Source organism: Eleftheria terrae (assembly GCF_030419005.1).
Classification (GTDB): Bacteria; Pseudomonadota; Gammaproteobacteria; order Burkholderiales; family Burkholderiaceae_C; genus Caldimonas; species Caldimonas terrae.
On the sequence record NZ_CP106951.1, the window covers coordinates 1,587,036 to 1,607,395 of the forward strand.

Here is a 20,360-nt window from a genome sequence, read left to right on the forward strand (position 1 = left end):
GGCCGCCGCGGCCCTGCGCGAAGGCCGTTGGATCAGCTTGCCTTGGACGAGCCACGACGCGCGGCGCTGCGTCGGCGTGCACCGCCGGCCAGGACTGCCAGGCCGCCCAGCATCAGCAGGACGGAGGCCGGCTCGGGCACCGGCGTCAGCACGAAGGCAACCCGCTCGAGGGTGCCGAGATGCGGCTGTCCTCGCAGTGCCTCCACCAGGATGCGGCCGTCCTCGCGAATCGCCACAGCGTCCGCCAAGTGCCAGTCGCCCAGCGCGGCGGGATCGACCAGGTCGTTCAGGTCGATGAACTGCTGGCCATCCAATGCAACGGCTGCAGAACCGTTCGAACTCGCCACCACAACGCCGCCTTCGTTGAGGTCGCGCGCATATGTGAAGCCGCCGGGGCCCTCCCGCAAGCCCGTCAGGCGCACCAGCTGCCCGTCCTGCCAGACATAGGCAGTGGTTTGATCGTTGCCCTCGCCCACGTAATGGGCGGCATTGAAAAGGGCCTGTCCTGCCTCGTTCAGGTCGACGATGTGGCTGGCGGTCCTGTCCTCCCCCGGCGCCGTCAGTCGCATCATCTGGCCGTCGGACCAGACGAAGGCGCAGCCCCCGACGCCGTGTTGCTCGGCATCCGCAAACATGACATTGCCCACCACCTGGCCGGCATTGTTCACCCTGGTGGCTTCGCTGAAGCTCACGATGCCCGAAGCGGGCGGAGGCAGGGTACCCAGGTCGATCGGCTTGCCGCGGTCCCACATCACCGCATGGCTGCCACGATACTCGCCGTTCTCATGCAGGGTCGAGCCCCCCACCACCTGCCCCGCATCGTTGACGTCCGCGGCATAGCTGTAGGCTTCACCGCCTGCGTGCTCGGTCAACGGCGCCAATACAGTGGCGCGGCCCCCTGACCACCAGACCGCGCGGCCGCCACCATCGAGGCCGTCCGCCTGGATCGTCACATTGGCAATGGCGTCGCCGGCCCGGTTCATGCCGGATGGGACGGCAGGCGTCGCCCCCGGCAGCTGCGGGCGGGGGAGCAGCCGAGGCTCGCCGGAGGCCGACCAGGCCACCGCCCGGTAGTCACCAGCCACCTGCGCCATGCCCGTGGCGGCGCCCTCTTCAGTGAAGACGGTCGGCCGCACGTCGGTGAGCTGCTGTCCATCGGCAGTCCGCACTTGCAGATGCGTCAGTGGCTCGGGCCAATCGCTGCCGGTGTCCATTCGAATCCAGCCGGTCTGCCAGCCCAATTCGGCGGACAACTGCTAGCGGATCTCGGCCGCTGCATGCGTTGCGATCGTCAAGGCCGCCACCCCGATCACGACACGGCCCGCTCGCCACAAGCGATGGGGGCGGATCCGCCGCCTGTCCGCCTTCGCCGATCGGGCCGCAGCGCCCGCCCTGTCGCCGCCTCGTTTGTGGAAGCGCATCACTCCGCCAGCCACGAGCAAGCGGTGGGCAGCCACGGCAGGCATGAGGAACATCGAGGGGAAGTCAGCTTTCATGGCAAGCACGTCCTGGGATGAGGTTGGGATCGGGACAGGCAAGGTCGCAGCACAGAAGCAAGGCTCACGGCTCGTCGCGACAAGCCGGGCCTGGCGATTCCGCCATGCCCGGGTCAGGATGAGGCAAGCTGGCGATTCGGGGAGCGGGCATGGAGACGAATGGAAACGGCGCGTTCCGCCCGCGGCCGAGGCTGCATCCTGCCACGATGGAACGCCGGGCCTGGAGAAGTGGCGCAGCGCCGCCGGCCGTCCCACTGCCTCGCCTGTGCAGCAAGGGGCTAGGCACAACGGGAAGACGCCCGCATGCCACCGGCCGGACGTCCTTGGGACCGCCGCTCCGAGGGGGCGGTCCCAGCGCGAAGACGCAGAGCAGGTGGGAAGGCCACGAGCCGCTCGCAGCGCGTTCAGGTCAGCCCTGCCCACTCTCGCCCACTGCGCCGGCACGGGCCGATGGACCGTTGAGGGGCCGGCCGGCCGGGCACGGCCCGCATGTGCCCAGCGTGCCGGCCGTGGACCGGGCGTCGTGGCGCCCCCGAAAGCGTGGAGAGAACGGCGAGCGAGCGCCGTGTGTGCGCCCGCGAATCGCGTGGCCGATCGGCCGTCGGTCCGCCAGCGATGAGGCTGACCTCCGACGCAGCCCCGACCTGCGCCTGGGAGCGGCAGCCGCGACAGCGCGCACGGGTCGCTTGCGAGCAGCAGGCGTCGGGCCCCGGCGCACAACAGGCATGCTGGAAGCGAACGCCTGCCGCTCGCCTCGAGCAGCGCTCACCGCCTGGCCCGTTTCGAGCCGCCGCAGCAGCGTTACTCGAAGACGCGCAGAGAACCACGGAGAGCCACGGCCATCACCCGGGCCAAGGCGGCCGAGCCGCGCGGGCACCAGCGACTGGGACGCCCGGCGGTTCCTTCTGCTCTTCGGCAGTGCTCGCACGTCGGCGATACGGAGGGCGTGGCGACAGCACGGCTGAAGCTCTCGAGTCGGCCAAGCCAGAGGGCGGGCAGCGACAGCCGGTGCACAGGGAGGTGCTGGCGCCAGGCGAGGCAAATAAATGCCGCTCAACGCCAATTCAGGGAAGTTGACGGGCCAGCGCCACGACTGTCGTCACAGGCGCTGGCCGTCTCAGGTGGTGGAGCCGGCGGGAATTGAACCCGCGTCCGCAAGCCATCCTCAGGCAGATCTACATGCTTAGCTCACTGATTTGAATCTCACGTTGCGGTCGCGCAGGAGCACGCTACCAACAACGCCAGTCACTTGATCTCGTCTTGAACCGAGTGACCCGGCTCAAGACCAGCCGATATGAATGACCTCTCAGCCCTTGCGGGCCCGGCCTATCGGCCAACCGTTGAGAGGCTCACCGGTGTTAAGCGGCGAGGGCGAAACGTTCGTCGTTCGCAGTTACTTTGATCCAGTGGATTTACGAGCTTACTGGTGCTCGGCATGCACCGCTCTGATTCCGCACCCACGTCGAAACCAGGTCGGCCCCGTATTCGGTATTGTAGATCAGGGTGCCCGTCCGCCTTTCAAGAGGCCCCCAACAAATTCAGGACGCCGGGTGACTTTCCACGATCCCCAGCAGCGGCAACAGGTCCAGCACCTCGCTGATCACTGCATCCGCCCCCCAGGCGCCGAGGTCGGGTTCCTGGCCCAGGTAGCCATAGGCTGCCGCCACGGCCGGCATGCCGGCCGCCCGGGCCGCCTGCACATCACGCAAGTCGTCGCCCACGTAGATGGCGTCTGCAGGCGCGATGTTCAGTCGTCGGCAAGCTTCCAGCAAGGGCTCCGGATGCGGCTTGGCATGTGGCGTGGTATCGCCGGCAATGACCACCGCAGCGTCCGACAGGCCGAGGCCGCGAATCACCGGGCCGGTGAAGCGCATCGCCTTGTTGGTCACGACGCCCCACGCAAGTCCTGCCTGGCTCAGTTGGCGGAGCAGGCGCTGCACGCCGTCGAACAGCCGCGAGTCGACATCCAGCGCCGCCTCGTATTCAGCCAGGAACTCGTCACGCAAGGCCAGGTAGTTCGGGTCGTCTGCCGCAATGCCAAGGCCCACCGCCAGCATGCCGCGCGCGCCCGCCGAGGCCACCGGCCGCAACACCTCCAGTGGCAGGGCCGGCAGACCGCGCCGCTGTCGCAGTCGGTTGAGGGCCCCACCGAGGTCGGGGGCGGTATCAGCCAGCGTGCCGTCCAGGTCGAACAGCACCGCCCGCGGCGTCCAGCGCGCCACGGCTCGATCGGGAAAAGGTGTCGTCATGGTTTGCGGCAGGCGACCAGGTAATTCACGCTGGTATCGCCGGAAAGCCAGTAGCGCTGCGTCAGCGGGTTGTATTCCATGCCCCGGCTGTCGGCGGGGTCCAGCCCCGCGTCGCGGCACCAGCGCGCAAGTTCGCTGGGGCGAATGAATCGGGCGTACTCGTGGGTTCCCTTCGGCAGCATCTTCAGCAGATATTCAGCACCGACGATGGCGAAAAGGAAAGACTTCGGGTTGCGATTCAAGGTCGAGAAAAACACCCAGCCACCGGGTTTTGCCAAGGTGGCAGCGGCCCGGACGATGGACGATGGATCCGGCACGTGCTCCAGCATTTCCATGCAGGTCACCACGTCGTACTGCCCCGGCTGTTCAGCGGCCAGCGCCTCCGCAGCCACCTCCCGGTATTCGACGTTCTCGGTGCCGGCCTCCATCGCATGCAGCAAGGCCACCTTGAGGGCCTTGCCCGCCAAGTCGATGCCCAGCACCCGGGCCCCCTTGCGGGCCATCGAATCCGCCAGGATGCCGCCCCCGCAACCGATGTCCACCACCCGCTTGCCTGCCAGCCTGGCGTGCTTGTCTATCCAGTCCAGGCGCAGCGGGTTGATGCGGTGCAAGGGCTTGAATTCGCTCTCGGGGTCCCACCAGCGATGGGCGAGGTCGCCGAACTTGGCCAGTTCCTGAGGATCAACGTTGGTCGCTTCGGTCATGGCCCTGGATTGTGCCCTGATCGCGCGGCCGCCGCCCGGGGCACCGCGGTCGGGCCGATTCGCACGGCCATAAAAAAACCCCGCCGAGGCGGGGTTCTTGAGGAGAACGATCTTACTTGTTGCGGGTACCGACGACTTCGATCTCCACGCGGCGGTTCTTGGAACGGCCTTCGGAAGTCTTGTTGTCAGCAACGGGCTGCTTCTCGCCCTTGCCTTCGGTGTAGACGCGGTTCTTCTCGATGCCCTTGCTGATCAGATAGGCCTTCACGGCTTCCGAACGCTTGACGGACAGCTTCTGGTTGTAGGCGTCCTTGCCGACGGAGTCGGTGTGGCCCACAGCGATCACAACCTCGAGGTTGATCTCGCCCATCTTGCTGACCAGGTCGTCCAGCTTGGCGCGGCCTTCGGGCTTCAGCACGGCCTTGTCGAAGTCGAAGAAAGCGTCAGCGGCGAAGGTCACCTTCTCGCTGGTCGGAGCAGCGGGAGCAGGCGTCGGGGTGGGAGCAGGAGTCGGGGTCGGAGCCGGAGCAGCAGCGGTCGGAGCCGGTGCCGGTGCCGCTGCCTTCAGAGCGCCGTCGCAGCGCTGGTCAGCAGTGGCCGGGGTCCAGGTGGCATCGCGCCAGCACAGTTCGTTGGTGCCGTTCTTCCAAACATTGCCATCGACGTTGCGCCAGTTGTCGACCGATTGCGCCAGAGCACCGGTAGCCAATGCGGCCGAGGCAAACAGCATCGCCACTTTGTTGAGTTTGTTCATGTTTCTCCTCTCAAGAAAAGCCGCAGACGGACTGCGTAAAACGTCCAGTAAAAGATCGGACGGCTTAATGGAAACGCGCAGTTACGCGCGGGTTGCCCTATCGACAAATCATTGTGCCATAGCACGTCACATGGACAAGTTTTTGTCTATAGGGGCGGGTACGTGGGCAGAGCATGTTGCGCGACTGCCACAACAAGCCCCAATTAGAATGCTGGGTTCTCGGCGCTTAACGCCGCCGCCATCGAGCACCCGCCCCGTTGCATCGTCGATTTCAGGGACCGCATGACTCAGTTCGCTAAAGAAACCCTGCCCATCAGCCTCGAAGAGGAGATGCGGCGCTCGTATCTCGATTACGCCATGAGCGTGATCGTCGGTCGGGCCCTCCCCGACGCCCGCGACGGCCTGAAGCCGGTCCACCGGCGGGTCCTGTTCGCCATGCACGAGCTGAACAACGACTGGAACCGCCCCTACAAGAAGTCGGCTCGTATCGTCGGTGACGTCATCGGTAAGTACCACCCGCACGGCGACTCAGCGGTGTACGACACCATCGTGCGCATGGCCCAGGACTTCTCGCTGCGCCACATGCTGGTCGACGGCCAGGGCAACTTCGGCTCGGTGGACGGCGACAACGCCGCGGCCATGCGGTACACCGAAATCCGCCTGGCCAAGATCGCGCACGAGATGCTGGCCGACATCGACAAGGAGACGGTGGACTTCGGCCCCAACTACGACGGCTCCGAGAAGGAGCCGCTGGTGCTGCCGACGCGCCTGCCCAACCTGCTGGTGAACGGCTCGGCCGGCATCGCAGTCGGCATGGCCACCAACATCCCGCCCCACAACCTCAACGAGGTGGTGGATGCCTGCCTGCACCTGCTGAAGAACCCGGAGTCGTCCATCGACGAGTTGATGGAGATCATCCCGGCGCCCGACTTCCCGACCGCCGGCATCATCTACGGCTTGTCCGGGGTGCGCGACGGCTATCGCACGGGCCGCGGCAAGGTGGTGATGCGCGCGAAGTGCCACTTCGAGGACATCGACAAGGGCTCGCGGCAGTCGATCATCGTCGACGAGATTCCCTATCAGGTGAACAAGAAGAACCTGCTGGAGCGCATCGCCGAGCTGGTCAACGAGAAGAAGATCGAAGGCATCAGCCACATCCAGGACGAGTCCGACAAGTCGGGCATGCGGGTGGTGATCGAGCTCAAGCGCGGTGAAGTCCCCGAGGTGGTGCTGAACAACCTCTACAAGCAGACCCAGCTGCAGGACACCTTCGGCATCAACATGGTCGCGCTGGTCGACGGCCAGCCCAAGCTCTGCAACCTCAAGGACCTGCTGTCCATCTTCCTGGAACACCGCCGCGAGGTGGTGACCCGCCGCACCGTCTACGAACTGCGCAAGGCCCGTGAACGCGGCCATGTGCTGGAAGGCCTGGCAGTGGCGCTGGCCAACATCGACGAGTTCATCGCGATCATCAAGAACTCGCCGACCCCGCCCATTGCACGCCAGGAGCTGATGAACCGCTCTTGGGATTCATCGCTGGTGCGCGAGATGCTCGCACGTGCCTCCGACTCCGAGACCGGCCGCGCTGCCTATCGCCCCGAGGGCCTGCCGACCCAATACGGCCTGCAGGCCGACGGCCTCTACCGGCTGTCCGACGACCAGGCCGGCGAGATCCTGCAGATGCGCCTGCAACGCCTGACCGGGCTGGAGCAGGACAAGATCATTGGCGAGTACAAGGAGGTCATGGCCCACATCGCCGACCTGCTCGACATCCTGTCCAAGCCCGAGCGTGTCACCTTCATCATCAGCGAGGAGCTGACCGCCATCAAGCAGGAGTTCGGCCAGACCAAGGTCGGCGCCCGCCGCAGCGTGGTCGAGCACAACGCCTACGAGCTCGATACCGAGGACCTGATCGCGCCGACCGACATGGTCGTCACGCTCAGCCATACCGGCTACATCAAGAGCCAGCCGGTGGCCGAATACCGCGCGCAGCGCCGCGGCGGCCGCGGCAAGCAGGCCACCGCGACGAAGGAAGACGACTGGATCGACCAGCTCTTCATCGCCAACACGCACGACTACATCCTGTGCTTCAGCAACCGGGGCCGGGTGTACTGGCTCAAGGTCTGGGAAGTGCCGCAGGGCTCGCGCAACTCGCGCGGGCGCCCCATCGTCAACATGTTCCCGCTGCAGCAGGGCGAGAAGATCAACGTCGTGCTGCCGCTCACCGGCGAGTTCCGCAGCTTCCCGGCTGACCACTACGTCTTCATGAGCACCGCGCAGGGCACGGTCAAGAAGACCGCGCTCGACGAGTTCAGCAACCCGCGCAAGGCCGGCATCATCGCGGTCGACCTGGACGAGGGCGACTTCCTCATCGGTGCCGCGCTCACCGACGGCAAGCACGACGTGATGCTGTTCAGCGACGGCGGCAAGGCGGTGCGCTTCGACGAGAACGATGTCCGCTCCATGGGCCGCCAGGCCCGCGGCGTGCGCGGCATGACGCTGGAGGAAGGCCAGAGCGTCATTGCGATGCTGGTGGCCGAAGACGAGTCGCAGAGCGTGCTCACCGCCACCGAGAACGGCTACGGCAAGCGCACCTCCATCGTCGAGTACACCCGGCATGGCCGCGGCACGAAGGGCATGATCGCCATCCAGCAGTCCGAGCGCAACGGCAAGGTGGTGGCCGCCACGCTGGTGCGCGCCGAGGACGAGATCATGCTGATCACCGACAAGGGCGTGCTGGTGCGAACCCGTGTTTCGGAGATCCGTGAACTGGGCCGCGCAACGCAGGGCGTCACGCTCATCGCGCTCGACGACGGCTCCAAGCTGAGCGGCCTGCAACGCATCGTCGAGAACGACGCCGCCGACAAGGTCGCCGAGCCCGGCACCGAGGACGGCGCCGAGGCGGCAGGCACCACCGAGGAGTGAGCGCGCGCCTCGCTCACCTCTTTTTCCAAAGATTCCGCGCCGCGCAGCAGGTTGGCTGCGCGCGTGGCACAGTTCAACTTCAGGAGGCTTCCATGTCCATGTCCCGTGTCTTCGCCTGCTCCGCCCTTGCCCTCGCCCTCGGTGGTCTGGCGTTGCCGGCCGCCGCCCAGAGCAAGAAGGAACTGGCCCAGAAGATCGTGCAGATCCAGCAGCCCGCGGTGGAAGCCCTGGCGCGCAGCATTGCCGAACAACCGGCCGCCCAGCTGATGCAGGAAGCCGGCCAGCTGTTGCGCACGCAGGTGCCGGAAGCCAAGCGCCAGGCGGCCGCGCAGGCCATCGAGGCCGACGTGAAGAAGTACGCCGAGGAAGCCAGCGCGTTGGTGCGCGAGCGCGCCGTCAAGCTCTCGCCCGGCACGCTGGGCACCGCGCTGGAGGAGAAGTTCAGCGAAGACGAGCTGAAGCAGATCATCGCCTGGCTCGAATCGCCGGCCTATAAGAAGTACCAGCAGGTCCTGCCTGAAGTGCAGAAGAACCTGAGCCAGAAGCTGGTCGAGGACACCCGCCCGAGCGTGGAGCCCAAGATCCGCACGCTGCAAGCGAACATCCGCAAGCACCTCGGCCTGCCGGAACAGCCGCCCGCGCCCGCCAGCGCCCCCGCCAAGCCCAAGAAGTAAGGCCCCCGCCGACATGAAGCGTCCGTACAACTTTTCCGCCGGCCCGGCCACCCTGCCGCCGGAAGTGCTGCAACAAGCCGCCGACGAGATGCTCGACTGGCATGGCAGCGGCATGAGCGTGATGGAGATGAGCCACCGCGGTCGCGAGTTCATGTCCATCCGTGACCAGGCCGAGACCGACCTGCGCGAGCTGCTGGCCGTGCCGCCGCAGTTCAAGGTGCTGTTCATGCAGGGCGGCGGCCTGGCCGAGAACGCCATCGTGCCGATGAACCTCTCGCGCGGTGGCCAGGCGGACTTCGTCGTCACGGGCAGCTGGTCGCAGAAGTCCTATAAGGAAGCGAAGCGCTATTGCGACAGCGCGGTAGCCGCCAGCAACGAGGCCGACGACCACACCAGCCTGCCCGCGCCAGCCAGCTGGCAGCTGCGGCCGCAGGCGGCCTATGTGCACCTGTGCACCAACGAGACCATCCACGGGGTGGAGTTCTCCGAGTTGCCCGACCTCAAGGGCCTGGGCAGCGACGCCGCCCTGGTGATCGACTGCTCCTCCCACATCGCCACCCGGTCCATCGACTGGAGCCGCGTCGGCCTGGCCTTCGCCGGTGCGCAGAAGAACATCGGCCCGGCCGGCCTGACGCTGGTGATCGTGCGCGAGGACCTGCTGGGCCATGCCCTGCCGGTCTGCCCTTCCGCCTTCGACTACAAGACGGTGGCGGACAACCAGTCGATGTACAACACCCCGCCGACCTATGCCATCTACCTGGCGGGCCTGGTCTTCCAGTGGCTCAAGCGCCAGGGCGGCGTGGCGGCGATGGAGCAGCGCAATATCGCCAAGGCCACGCTGTTGTACGACTACATCGACGCCTCGGGCTTCTACCGCAACACGGTGGCGCCGGCCGCCCGCTCCCGCATGAACCTGCCGTTCTTCCTGCCGGACGACAGCCACAACGAGGCCTTCCTGGCCGGCGCCAAGGAACGCGGCCTGCTGCAGCTGAAAGGCCACAAGAGCGTCGGCGGCATGCGCGCCAGCCTCTACAACGCGATGCCGCTCGAAGGTGTGCAGGCCTTGGTGGACTACATGCGAGAATTTGCGGCTCGCCATGGCTGAACACATGTCCCCCGAAGACCTCCTTTCGCTGCGCACGCAGATCGACTCGGTCGACCGCGAACTGCTGGCGCTGCTCAACCGACGCGCCGCGCTGGCCCAGGCGGTTGGCGAGCTGAAGAAGAAGGAAGGCTCGGTGGTGTTCCGCCCCGAGCGCGAGGCGCAGGTGATCGACGGGCTCAAGGCCGTCAACGGCGGCCCGCTGCAGACCGACTCGGTCGCCCCCATCTGGCGCGAGATCATGTCGGCCTGCCGGGCGCTGGAAACGCCGACGCGGGTGGCCTACCTCGGCCCGGCCGGCACCTTCAGCGAGCTGGCGGCCCTGGGTTTCTTTGGCGCCTCCATCGTGAAGGTGCCCTGCGCGAGCATCGACGAGGTGTTCCGCACGACCACCGCCGGCGCAGCCGATTTCGGCGTGGTGCCGGTCGAGAACTCGACCGAGGGTGTGGTGGCCCGGTCGCTCGACCTGTTCCTCACCACGCCGCTGTTCATCATCGGCGAGACCAGCCTGTTCGTGCGGCACAACCTGCTGCGGCGCGAAAACGGCCTCAAGGAGATCGAGGCGGTCTGCGCCCACCCGCAGGCCCTGGCCCAATGCCATGGCTGGCTCAGCAACCACCTGCCCAACATCGAGCGCCGGCCGGTTTCCAGCAATGCCGAAGGGGCCCGCCTGGCGGCGGAGAACCCGGCGCTGGCGGCCATCGCCAGCGAGCGCGCGGCCAGCGAGTACGGACTGCATGTGGTGTCGCCGGCGATCCAGGACGACCCGCACAACCGCACCCGCTTTGCCATCGTGACGCGGCCGGAAAGCCATCCCCAGCCCAAGGCCTCGGGCCACGACTGCACCAGCCTTGTGGTGTCGGTGGTGAACCGCCCCGGCGCGGTGCACGACATGCTGGTGCCACTGAAGCAGCACGGCGTGTCGATGAGCCGCTTCGAGTCGCGCCCGGCGCGCTCGGGCCAGTGGGAGTACTACTTCTACATCGACCTGCAGGGCCATCCCGACGAAACGCACGTGGCCGCTGCGCTGAAGGAGCTGCGCGCGGTGTGCGCCTTCTTCAAGCTGCTCGGCACCTACCCGATCGACGTGCACTGAGCTGCCGGAGTTTGCACAGATGTTCAATCAACTCGGCGTGATCGGCTGTGGACTGATGGGCGGATCCTTCGCGCTGGCGCTCAAGCGCGCCGGCCTGGTCAAGCGTGTCATCGGCTACAGCAAATCACCCTCCACGACGGAAAAGGCCAAGCGCCTGGGCGTCATCGACATCGCCGCCGAATCGGCGCTGCTGGCCGTCTCCGGATCGGACCTGGTCCTGATCTCGGTGCCGGTGGCCGCCTCGGAGGCGACCTTCAAGGCCATCCGGCACCTGGTCGAGCCGGGCGTGCTGTTCATGGACGTCGGCTCCACCAAGCGCGACGTCGTTGACGCCGCGCGCCGGGTCCTGAAGGACCGGGCCGACTGCTTCGTGCCCGCCCATCCCATCGCCGGCAAGGAAGTGTCGGGCGTCGAGAACGCCGACCCGCTGCTGTACTCGGGCCGCCAGGTCATCCTGACGCCCCTGCCGCAGACCGAACCCAAGCTGCTGCAGAAGGCCACCGACGTGTGGGCCGCCATCGGCGCCCAGGTGCTCAAGATGAGCCCCGAGAACCATGACGCCGCCTTCGCGGCCGTCAGCCACCTGCCCCATCTGCTGGCCTTCGCCTACTTCAGCTCGATCCACAAGCAGCCGGCGGGCAAGGACTTCCTGTCGCTGGCCGGTCCCGGCTTCCGCGACTTCACCCGCATCGCCGCGAGCGATCCGGCCATCTGGCGCGACATCCTGCTGGCCAACAAGGAAGAGATCCTGAAGCAGTCCATGCGCTTCAGGCACACCCTGGACGCCATGGAGCACGTCATGAAGACCGGCAACGCCGAGGCGCTGGAGGACCTGATCCGCAGCGCCGCCGATGCCCGCTCGGGCTGGCAGATGTCCACGCCCAAGCCCACGCCCGGCCGATAAAGTCGGGGCTTCGTTCTCGTTCCGCGGGCCGCCACCCGGCCCGACCACGCATGTACGCCACCGAATTCCTCGACCTTCCCCCGCTGCAGGGCGCGGCCGGCACCGTGCGGCTGCCCGGCTCCAAGAGCATCTCCAACCGGCTGCTGCTGCTGGCCGGCTTGAGCGAGGGCCGCACCGTGCTGCACGACCTGCTCGACTCGGACGACACCCGCGTGATGATCGCGGCGCTGCGCCAGCTGGGCTGCCGCATCGAGCCGCAGGACGGCGGTCTGTGCGTCACCGGCCTGGGCGGGCGGCTCGAGGTGCGGCAGGCCCAGCTGTTCCTGGGCAACGCGGGCACCGCCATGCGCCCGCTGTGCGCGGCGCTGGCCCTGCTCAGCGGCCTGCAGGGCGGCGAATTCGAGGTCAGCGGCGTGGCCCGCATGCACGAGCGGCCCATCGGCGACCTGGTGGATGCGCTGCGCGGCATCGGCTGCCGCATCGACTACCTCGGCAACGAGGGCTACCCGCCCCTGCGCCTGGCCGGCGGGCAGCCCCGCCCCGGTGAGCCGCTGCGGGTCCGCGGCGATGTGTCGAGCCAGTTCCTGACCGCCCTGCTGCTGGCCCTGCCGTTGATGAGCGAGCACGGCCCGGTGGTCATCGAGGTCGAAGGCGAGCTGATCTCCAAGCCCTACATCGAGATCACGCTGAACCTGCTGCGCCGCTTCGGCATCGAGGTGGCACGCGACGAGTGGCGCCGCTTCACCATCCCGGCGCACAGCCGCTACCGTTCGCCGGGCCACGTGCATGTGGAAGGCGACGCCTCCTCGGCCTCCTACTTCGTCGCGCTCGGCGCGATCGCGGCCGAGGCCGCCCGGCCGGTGCGCATCGAGGGCGTCGGCGCCGAATCCATCCAGGGCGACATCCGCTTCGTCGAGGCCGCCGAGGCGATGGGGGCGGTGGTGCGACAGGGGCCGAACTGGCTGGAAGTCTCGCGTGGCGCCTGGCCGCTGCGCGCCCTGGACCTGGATTGCAACCACATCCCCGATGCGGCGATGACGCTGGCCGTGATGGCCCTCTACGCCGACGGCCCGACCCGCCTGCGCAATATCGCCAGCTGGCGCGTCAAGGAAACCGACCGCATCGCCGCGATGGCGACCGAGCTGCGCAAGCTCGGCGCCCATGTGATCGAGGGCCCGGACTACATCGAGGTCCACCCGCTGGCCGGTGACTGGCGGCCTGCTGCCATCCACACCTACGACGACCACCGTGTCGCGATGTGCTTCTCGCTGGCCGCCTTCAATGCGCTGGCCGGTGCTCGACCCGGCGTGCCGGTGCGCATCCTTGACCCGAAGTGCGTCGCCAAGACCTTCCCGGACTACTTCGAGACGCTGTTCAGCGTCGCGCAGGCACGCACCGCCGACATCCCGGTCATCACCATCGACGGCCCCACCGCCTCGGGCAAGGGCACGCTGGCCAGCGAAGTGGCCCAGGCACTGGGCTACCACCTGCTGGACTCCGGTGCGCTCTACCGCGCCACCGCGCTGGCCGCGCTGGACGCCGGCATCCCGGCCGACGACGAGGCGAGCCTGAGCCGCCTGGCCGGCCGACTGGCGTTGCGCTTCGACGGGCAACGCATCGAGCTGGACGGGCGCGACGTCACGGAGACCCTGCGCCGCGAGGACGTCGGCCTGCTGGCCTCCCGCGTCTCGGCCCTGCCCGGCGTGCGCCAGGCCTTGCTGGAGCTGCAACTTGCCTTCCGCCGCCTGCCCGGGCTGGTGGCCGACGGCCGGGACATGGGCACGGTGATCTTCCCCGACGCCCGCTTGAAGGTGTTTTTGACGGCCAGCGCCGCCACACGCGCCGAACGCCGGCATAAGCAATTGATTTCTAAGGGAATTCCGGCTAGTATTGACGACCTCCGCCAGGATCTTGAGGCGCGCGACGCGCGGGATCGCTCCCGCAGCGCAGCGCCTTTGGTGCCGGCAGAGGACGCGGTGTCGCTCGACAACTCCAGCCTCAGCATCGAAGAATCGGTGCAACAAGTGCTGGCGTGGTGGCAGCAACGCCGGCCGGTTTGACGGGCGAGGCCTCGCGGCCCCCTCCACCGAAGCGGCACCGCCTCGCGCAAGCGGGGCAAGCAGGCCCGGACCTTCCCCTCCTGTGCACAGCAGCACGCCGAAGGTCCGGTTCGACAACTTAACCCGCAACCCCGGTTGCAGTCATCGCCAGCTCCGGCTGGCCCCAGGAACCTGAATGTCTCAAACCACCCAAACCGCCCAAGGGTCGGAATCCTTCGCCGCCCTGTTCGAGGAATCGCTGCAGCGCTCCGAAATGCGCTCCGGCGAGGTGATCACCGCTGAAGTCGTCCGCGTGGACTACAACTTCGTCGTCGTGAACGCCGGCCTGAAGTCCGAGGCCTACATCCCCATCGACGAGTTCCGCAACGACCAGGGCGAACTCGAAGTGCAAGTGGGTGACTTCGTCTCCGTGGCGATCGACTCGCTCGAGAACGGCTACGGCGACACCATCCTGTCGCGCGACAAGGCCAAGCGCCTGGCTTCCTGGCTGTCGCTGGAGCGCGCGCTGGAGTCCGGCGACTTCGTCACCGGCACCGTCTCCGGCAAGGTCAAGGGTGGCCTGACCGTGCTGGTCAACGGCATCCGCGCCTTCCTGCCCGGCTCGCTGATCGACACCCGTCCGGTCAAGGACATGAGCCCGTACGAGGGCAAGACCCTGGAATTCAAGGTCATCAAGCTCGACCGCAAGCGCAACAACGTGGTGCTGAGCCGCCGCGCGGTCGTCGAGGCTTCCATGGGCGAAGAGCGCGCCAAGCTGCTCGAGACGCTGCAGGAAGGCGCCGTGGTGCATGGCGTGGTCAAGAACATCACCGAGTACGGTGCGTTCGTGGACCTGGGCGGCATCGACGGCCTGCTGCACATCACCGACATGGCATGGCGTCGTGTCCGCCACCCGAGCGAAGTGGTGCAGGTCGGCCAGGAACTGACCGCCAAGGTCCTGAAGTTCGACGCCGAGAAGAACCGCGTCTCGCTCGGCCTGAAGCAGATGGGCGACGACCCCTGGGTCGGCGTCTCGCGTCGCTACCCCACCGGCACCCGCCTGTTCGGCAAGGTCACGAACATTGCCGACTACGGCGCGTTCGTCGAGATCGAGCCGGGCATCGAGGGCCTGGTGCACGTCTCCGAAATGGACTGGACCAACAAGAACGTCGCTCCCAGCAAGATCGTCACGCTGGGCGACGAAGTCGAAGTCATGGTCCTGGAAATCGACGAAGACAAGCGCCGCATCAGCCTGGGCATGAAGCAGTGCAAGCCGAACCCCTGGGACGAGTTCGGCCAGAACTTCAACCGTGGCGACAAGGTCAAGGGCCCCGTCAAGTCGATCACCGACTTCGGCGTGTTCGTTGGCCTGGCTGCCGGCATCGACGGCCTGGTGCACCTGTCCGACCTCTCCTGGAACGAACCGGGCGAAGCGGCTGTGCGCAACTACAAGAAGGGCCAGGAAGTCGAGGCCGTGGTGCTGGCCATCGACGTCGAGCGCGAGCGCATCTCGCTGGGCATCAAGCAACTGGACGCCGACCCGTTCAGCAGCTTCACCGCCATCAATGACCGTGGCACCACGGTCACCGGCGTGGTGAAGTCGGTCGACGCGCGTGGCGCCGAGATCCAGCTGGCCGACGACGTCATTGGCTACCTGCGTGCCTCCGAAATCTCGCGCGACCGCGTCGAAGACGCCCGCAACGTCCTGAAGGAAGGCGACGAAGTCACCGCCCTGATCATCAACATCGACCGCAAGACCCGCGGCCTGCAGTTGTCGATCAAGGCCAAGGACAACGCCGAGCAACAGGAAGCGCTGCAGCGCCTGTCGGCCGAGAACCGCGAGAACGCCGGCACCACCAGCCTGGGCGCGCTGCTCAAGGCCAAGCTGAGCGACCAGCAGAACAACGGCTGATCCCAGCCGTCGATCTGACACCCCGACGCCCCGATCTCACCTCCAGGATTCATGACCCGATCCGATCTTGTGAACCAGTTGGCCGAGCGTTTCGCCCAGCTGACCCATCGCGACACCGAGTTCGCGGTCAAGACCATCCTGGATGCGATGTCCGACGCGCTTGCGCGCGGGCACCGCATCGAGATCCGGGGTTTCGGCAGTTTCTCGATCAACCGCCGCCCGCCGCGGGTGGGGCGCAACCCCCGCTCCGGCGAGCAGGTCATCATCCCCGAGAAGCTCGTCCCCCACTTCAAGCCGGGCAAGGCCCTGCGCGAAGCGGTGGATGCCCGCACCGTGCACACCGAGCCTGAACAAGAGGCCGAGCTGCGCGAGGACACGACCGACAGCATCGACAAGGCCGCGGCCTGACGTCGGCTGATCGCGCCCCTGCGGCATCGGCCCGGCTGCGGGCCCTGCCTGCCGCTGCAGACTTCCCGTTCTGACTTTCCCGCCGGCCCTGTCGCGCGGCACCGGCATGAAGGCCGAGGCCCGATGGCCAGTCGCGACCTTGCCGGCACTGGCCGCACTTCCTGCCGCAGCCGCGCCCTGCTGGTCTCATCGGGTCGCTGACAGCAAGCCCCGGCCTCACGGCTAGAATCGCTGCGATGCGAGCCCTGCTCTGGCTCTTTCGAGCCGCCATCTTCTTCCTGCTCTTCGCGTTCGCGCTGAACAACCAGCACCAGGCGGTGCTGCACTGGTTCTTCGGCTATGAGTCGCACGCGCCGATGGTCTTCATCGTGCTGGCTGCCTTCGCACTCGGCTGCGCCTTCGGCGTGCTGGCCATGGTGCCCAGCTGGTGGCGGCACCGCCGCGCCGCCCGCCATGTGCCGGCCCCCGTGAGTGCCGACCCGGTCGCTGCCGTACCGGCTGCCGTCGCCCGTGCTGATGACGCGCCGCCCTTGATGCACCCCCCCCGCGATGGACTTTGATCTCCAGTGGCTGCTGCTGGGCCTGCCGGTGGCGTTTGCGCTCGGCTGGCTGGCCTCACGCATTGATGTGCGCCAACTGCGCTCGGCCGAGCGCCAGTCGCCCAAGGCCTATTTCAAGGGCCTGAACCTGCTGCTCAACGAGCAGCAGGACAAGGCCATCGATGCCTTCATCGAGGCGGTGCGCCATGACCCCGACACCTCGGACCTGCATTTCGCACTCGGCAACCTGTTCCGCCGGCGTGGCGAGTACGAGCGCGCGGTGCGGGTGCACGAGCACCTGCTCAGCCGGGCCGACCTGCCCCGTGAAGAGCGCGAACGGGCCCAGTTCGCGCTGGCCCAGGACTTTCTGAAGGCCGGCTTGTTCGACCGTGCCGAGATGGCCTACCAGGCACTCGAAGGCTCGGCCTTTCGCACCGATGCATGGCTCGCGCTGCTCTCGCTCTATGAACGCTCGCGCGACTGGGGCAAGGCGATCGACGCCGCCCGCAAGCTGGAGGCGGCGGCGGCCGGCTCCTTCGCCAGCCGCATCGCGCACTGCTGGTGCGAGATCGCCCTGGATGCCGACGCGAAGGGCGACGGTGCGGCGGCTGCCCAGGCCCTGGCCGAGGCGCGTCGCGTGGCACCTCAGGCGCCGCGGCCGATGGTGGTGGGCGGCCAGCGCCTGGCGCGCCAGGAGCGGCATGCCGAGGCACTGGAGGTGTGGAACGAGTTGATGACGGCCAATCCATCGGCCTTCTCGCTGGTGGCACAGGACTATGCCGCCTCGGCCATCGCGGCGCGGCAGCAGGCTGCGGCCCGGGAGCGGCTGCGCGCGCTGTACGAGCGGGTGCCGTCGGTCGACCTGCTGGCTGCCCTGCGCCAGCTGGAGGACGATCCGGCACAACGGCGCGAGTGGATCGCGCAGCACCTGGCCAAGCACCCGTCGATGTCGTCGGCCCTGCACCTCATCGACGAGAGCAGCGGGCAACCCCAGGCGCTCACCAGCCACGACCTGCAGCACCTGCACCAGGTGCTGGCGCAGTCGGCCAAGCCGCTGCAGCGCTACCGCTGCGCCGCCTGCGGCTTCGAAGCTTCGCACTACTTCTGGCAGTGCCCCGGTTGCCACACCTGGGACAGCTATCCCCCCCGGCGCATCGAAGACTACTGAGCTCAGCCTGCGCTTCTGCCGGGCTTGACAGGCTGACGCGGCCAGCCGCCTTCCCTATATTGCGAGCAGCCCGCCGGGAAGGTCCGGCCGGCTGCAGTCCAGTCAACCGCACAGGGAGGAGTTCATGCTGAAGCACATGCTGTTTGCAGTTCTGGCCTTCGTGGCTGCCGCCGCCTTCGCCGCCGTCGACGCCAACAAGGCCGACCAGGCCCAGCTCGAAACCGTCAAGGGCGTGGGCGCCACGCTCTCGGAGCGCATCATCAACGAGCGCAAGGCCGGTCCCTTCAAGGACTGGGACGACCTGATCAACCGCGTTGCCGGCGTCGGCAAAGGCAGCGCGGCCCGCCTGTCCAAAGAAGGCCTGACCGTCAACGGCACGAGCTACGGCAGTGGCGCCGCAGCCGCACCGGCCAAGACCGAAAACAAGACCGAACCCAAGGCCGCTGCTAAGCCGGCCGACCCCCATGCGAAGCCCGCCGCCCAAAAGGCGGCGAAACAGCAGTAGCGCGCACCTGCGCAACCACCCCGCCCCGTGACCCACGGGGCCGTCCTGCTCCTGATGCCCCGTGACCCGGGGCATTTTCTTTAGGCGCCCGAGGGCCCGCTTGCCGGCCCGGACGGCGCCGGCGGCATGCGGCTCCAGCCAAAGAAGCGCTCCACCTCTTCACGTCGGGCCAGTGTGTCGTCACGACCAAGCGCCATCAGCTCGGTGGTGTAGTCGGATTCGAACAGCAGGTAGCTCGCCAGGGCCGCCCCACGCGTGTCGCCCGGCACGCTGGTGACGCCCAGGGCCCGCAGCATCGCCCGGATCGGCACCGGCAGCGCGCCCACATGGCGGCCGGCAATGTCGTCGAGCCGCTGGCTCGGGGCGATCACCAGCACCTCCAGCGGCCGCAGGGACGTGCGGGCGCGCAGTTCCGGCGGCATCAGCGCCAGCGTGTGATTGATGCGCTGCAGCCGCTCGACGTCAACCGCCAGGGCGTCGAGGAAAATATTGGACAAGGCATGCCCGGCAATCTGCGCGAGGTTGGGATAGTCCTGCGACACCAGGCGCCGCCCGGGCGGCTCGTGAAGGCGGCCGGCGCCCACCACCAGGATGCGCTGCGCGCCGAGGTGCACCGCCGGCGAGATGGGCGCCGCCTGACGCATCGAGCCGTCGCCAAAGTACTCCACGGTCCCGGCCAGGCCCAGTGGCACGGCTGGGAAGACGAAGGGGATGGCCGACGAGGCGAGCAGGTGGTCGTGCGTCAGGCGATCGTGCATCGCGAGCCGCTGGGTGCGGGTCCAGGGCAGGATGTCGTCGCGGCTCTGGTAGAAGGTGACATGCTGGCCCGAGGAATAGCTCGACGCCGTCACCGCCAGGGCCTGCAGGTGGCCGTCGCGCATCAGTTCCTCGATACGTTCGAGCGCCACCAGGCGCTGCAGCAGGCCGGCCAGCGGTGTGTTGTCGAGGAAGGAGCGTGGCCGGGCGCGCCGCCAGCGGGCAATCACCCAGCCGAGCGACAGCATGGACAGCCAGCGCGCGCCGGTCCGCATGACGCCGAAGGAGTCGGCCCGATACACCTGCTCGGCATGGAAGCCGGACCATACCTGGCACAAGGCGTCCACCGCGCCAACGAAGTCGTCGGCCCGGCAGGCCAGCGCCGCGCCATTGATGGCACCTGCCGAGGTGCCGGCAATGATGGGGAAGGGATTGCCGCCGCCGTGGGCCGCGCCGCAGTCCTGGTAGATCGCGGCGATGGCCTCCAGCACACCCACTTGGTAGGCCGCGCGTGCACCGCCCCCCATCAGGACCAGGCCGGTGCTAGGACGGTCGGATGGCATGGGCGGCAGGGGCCGGAGGCGGCGAGGGCTCAGTGACCGTGACGCCCGTGACCATGGCCACGGCCGTGGCCATGGCCGTGGCCCGGGTGGTCGTCCTCGGCATCGCGCCGGTCGCGACGATCGTAGGACCCATGGCGGTCATCGCCACGGTCGCGCCGCTCGTAGCGGCCGTCGTCCCGATCCCAACCTTCTCTGACGAAATACACCGGCGTGCCGCAGGCGTGGTAGCGATGGCAGTGCTTGCCCCAGTTCTTGGCATGCCCGGGCGGCACATGCATGTAGACCGGCTGCGGCATCACCCGCGGCCGGGCGATGATCACCGGCTGCGCATAGATGACCGGCGGCGGCGGCCGGTTGCCGATGTCAATGCGGCCGTACACCCCCGGCTGGCTGATGCTCACCGAGACGCCGACATCCTGGGCGGCGCTGGCCGCCGCCGCGACGGCGAGCGCCAGGCCAACGGCTGCTGATATTGCTTTCACTGCGGGCTCCACATCGGCCGGCACCGCATCGGAGCCGACCCAGTACAACAATGCCGGCATCTTAGTGCGCTTCCAGCCCATCGA

The 20,360-nt window shown here is 67.7% G+C and carries 17 protein-coding genes and 1 other RNA gene; 11 read left to right on the forward strand and 7 right to left on the reverse strand.

Annotated features, from left to right (window positions below; genetic code table 11):
• Nucleotides 1-32 precede the first annotated feature (32 nt).
• The 5 genes from N7L95_RS06985 to ompA all read right to left on the reverse strand — a co-directional run bounded on the left by N7L95_RS06985 (nt 33) and on the right by ompA (nt 5,203).
• Nucleotides 33-1,214, reverse strand: coding sequence for a PEP-CTERM sorting domain-containing protein (locus tag N7L95_RS06985; protein WP_301259103.1), 1,182 nt, complete (start codon nt 1,212-1,214; stop codon nt 33-35).
• Nucleotides 1,215-2,618: 1,404 nt separating this feature from the next.
• Nucleotides 2,619-2,977, reverse strand: a transfer-messenger RNA (tmRNA) gene (gene ssrA, locus N7L95_RS06990).
• A gap of 57 nt (nt 2,978-3,034) precedes the next feature.
• Nucleotides 3,035-3,745 carry an HAD-IA family hydrolase gene (locus tag N7L95_RS06995; RefSeq protein WP_301259104.1) on the reverse strand — a complete coding sequence of 237 codons (711 nt, stop codon included), beginning with the start codon at nt 3,743-3,745 and terminating at the stop codon, nt 3,035-3,037.
• On the reverse strand, nt 3,742-4,449 hold the full coding sequence (gene ubiG / locus N7L95_RS07000; protein ID WP_301259105.1) for a bifunctional 2-polyprenyl-6-hydroxyphenol methylase/3-demethylubiquinol 3-O-methyltransferase UbiG: 708 nt from the start codon (nt 4,447-4,449) through the stop codon (nt 3,742-3,744). Before ubiG ends, N7L95_RS06995 begins: the two co-directional genes overlap by 4 nt.
• A gap of 112 nt (nt 4,450-4,561) precedes the next feature.
• Complete coding sequence (gene ompA / locus N7L95_RS07005; protein WP_301259106.1) at nt 4,562-5,203, reverse strand: outer membrane protein OmpA; 642 nt, start codon at nt 5,201-5,203, stop codon at nt 4,562-4,564.
• A gap of 282 nt (nt 5,204-5,485) precedes the next feature.
• Here ompA and gyrA point away from each other — a divergent pair, with 282 nt between their 5' ends.
• The 11 genes from gyrA to N7L95_RS07060 all read left to right on the forward strand — a co-directional run bounded on the left by gyrA (nt 5,486) and on the right by N7L95_RS07060 (nt 18,475).
• Complete coding sequence (gene gyrA, locus N7L95_RS07010; protein WP_301259107.1) at nt 5,486-8,128, forward strand: DNA gyrase subunit A; 2,643 nt, start codon at nt 5,486-5,488, stop codon at nt 8,126-8,128.
• Nucleotides 8,129-8,220: 92 nt separating this feature from the next.
• A complete protein-coding gene (locus N7L95_RS07015; RefSeq protein ID WP_301259108.1) occupies nt 8,221-8,802 on the forward strand; it encodes a DUF2059 domain-containing protein in 582 nt (193 codons plus the stop codon).
• A 13-nt stretch (nt 8,803-8,815) separates the two neighbouring features.
• Nucleotides 8,816-9,907 (forward strand): 3-phosphoserine/phosphohydroxythreonine transaminase, encoded by a 1,092-nt coding sequence (serC, locus tag N7L95_RS07020; RefSeq protein ID WP_301259109.1) that lies wholly within the window; start codon nt 8,816-8,818, stop codon nt 9,905-9,907.
• A gap of 4 nt (nt 9,908-9,911) precedes the next feature.
• Nucleotides 9,912-11,000, forward strand: coding sequence for a prephenate dehydratase (gene pheA, locus N7L95_RS07025; RefSeq protein ID WP_301259110.1), 1,089 nt, complete (start codon nt 9,912-9,914; stop codon nt 10,998-11,000).
• A 19-nt stretch (nt 11,001-11,019) separates the two neighbouring features.
• Nucleotides 11,020-11,904, forward strand: a complete 885-nt coding sequence (locus N7L95_RS07030) for a prephenate dehydrogenase (protein ID WP_301259111.1) — start codon at nt 11,020-11,022, stop codon at nt 11,902-11,904.
• A 50-nt stretch (nt 11,905-11,954) separates the two neighbouring features.
• The gene (locus tag N7L95_RS07035) at nt 11,955-13,964 is read left to right on the forward strand and encodes a bifunctional 3-phosphoshikimate 1-carboxyvinyltransferase/cytidylate kinase (protein ID WP_301259112.1); all 2,010 of its coding nucleotides are present in this window, start codon (nt 11,955-11,957) and stop codon (nt 13,962-13,964) included.
• 175 nt (nt 13,965-14,139) lie between these two features.
• The gene (rpsA, locus tag N7L95_RS07040) at nt 14,140-15,855 is read left to right on the forward strand and encodes a 30S ribosomal protein S1 (protein ID WP_301259113.1); all 1,716 of its coding nucleotides are present in this window, start codon (nt 14,140-14,142) and stop codon (nt 15,853-15,855) included.
• A gap of 51 nt (nt 15,856-15,906) precedes the next feature.
• Nucleotides 15,907-16,263, forward strand: coding sequence for an integration host factor subunit beta (locus N7L95_RS07045; protein WP_301259114.1), 357 nt, complete (start codon nt 15,907-15,909; stop codon nt 16,261-16,263).
• Nucleotides 16,264-16,499: 236 nt separating this feature from the next.
• Nucleotides 16,500-16,823 carry a LapA family protein gene (locus N7L95_RS07050; RefSeq protein WP_301259115.1) on the forward strand — a complete coding sequence of 108 codons (324 nt, stop codon included), beginning with the start codon at nt 16,500-16,502 and terminating at the stop codon, nt 16,821-16,823.
• Nucleotides 16,813-17,970, forward strand: a complete 1,158-nt coding sequence (gene lapB / locus N7L95_RS07055) for a lipopolysaccharide assembly protein LapB (protein WP_301259116.1) — start codon at nt 16,813-16,815, stop codon at nt 17,968-17,970. Before N7L95_RS07050 ends, lapB begins: the two co-directional genes overlap by 11 nt.
• 124 nt (nt 17,971-18,094) lie before the next feature.
• Entirely contained in the window at nt 18,095-18,475 is a 381-nt protein-coding gene (locus N7L95_RS07060) for a ComEA family DNA-binding protein (RefSeq protein WP_301259117.1), read from the forward strand.
• An 80-nt stretch (nt 18,476-18,555) separates the two neighbouring features.
• Here N7L95_RS07060 and N7L95_RS07065 read toward each other — a convergent pair whose 3' ends face one another.
• Both N7L95_RS07065 and N7L95_RS07070 read right to left on the reverse strand, forming a co-directional pair.
• Nucleotides 18,556-19,794: a patatin-like phospholipase family protein gene (locus N7L95_RS07065; protein WP_301259118.1), complete on the reverse strand. Its 1,239-nt coding sequence runs from the start codon at nt 19,792-19,794 to the stop codon at nt 18,556-18,558.
• Between the two features lie 29 nt (nt 19,795-19,823).
• On the reverse strand, nt 19,824-20,336 hold the full coding sequence (locus tag N7L95_RS07070) for a hypothetical protein (protein ID WP_301259119.1): 513 nt from the start codon (nt 20,334-20,336) through the stop codon (nt 19,824-19,826).
• Nucleotides 20,337-20,360: the final 24 nt, after the last annotated feature.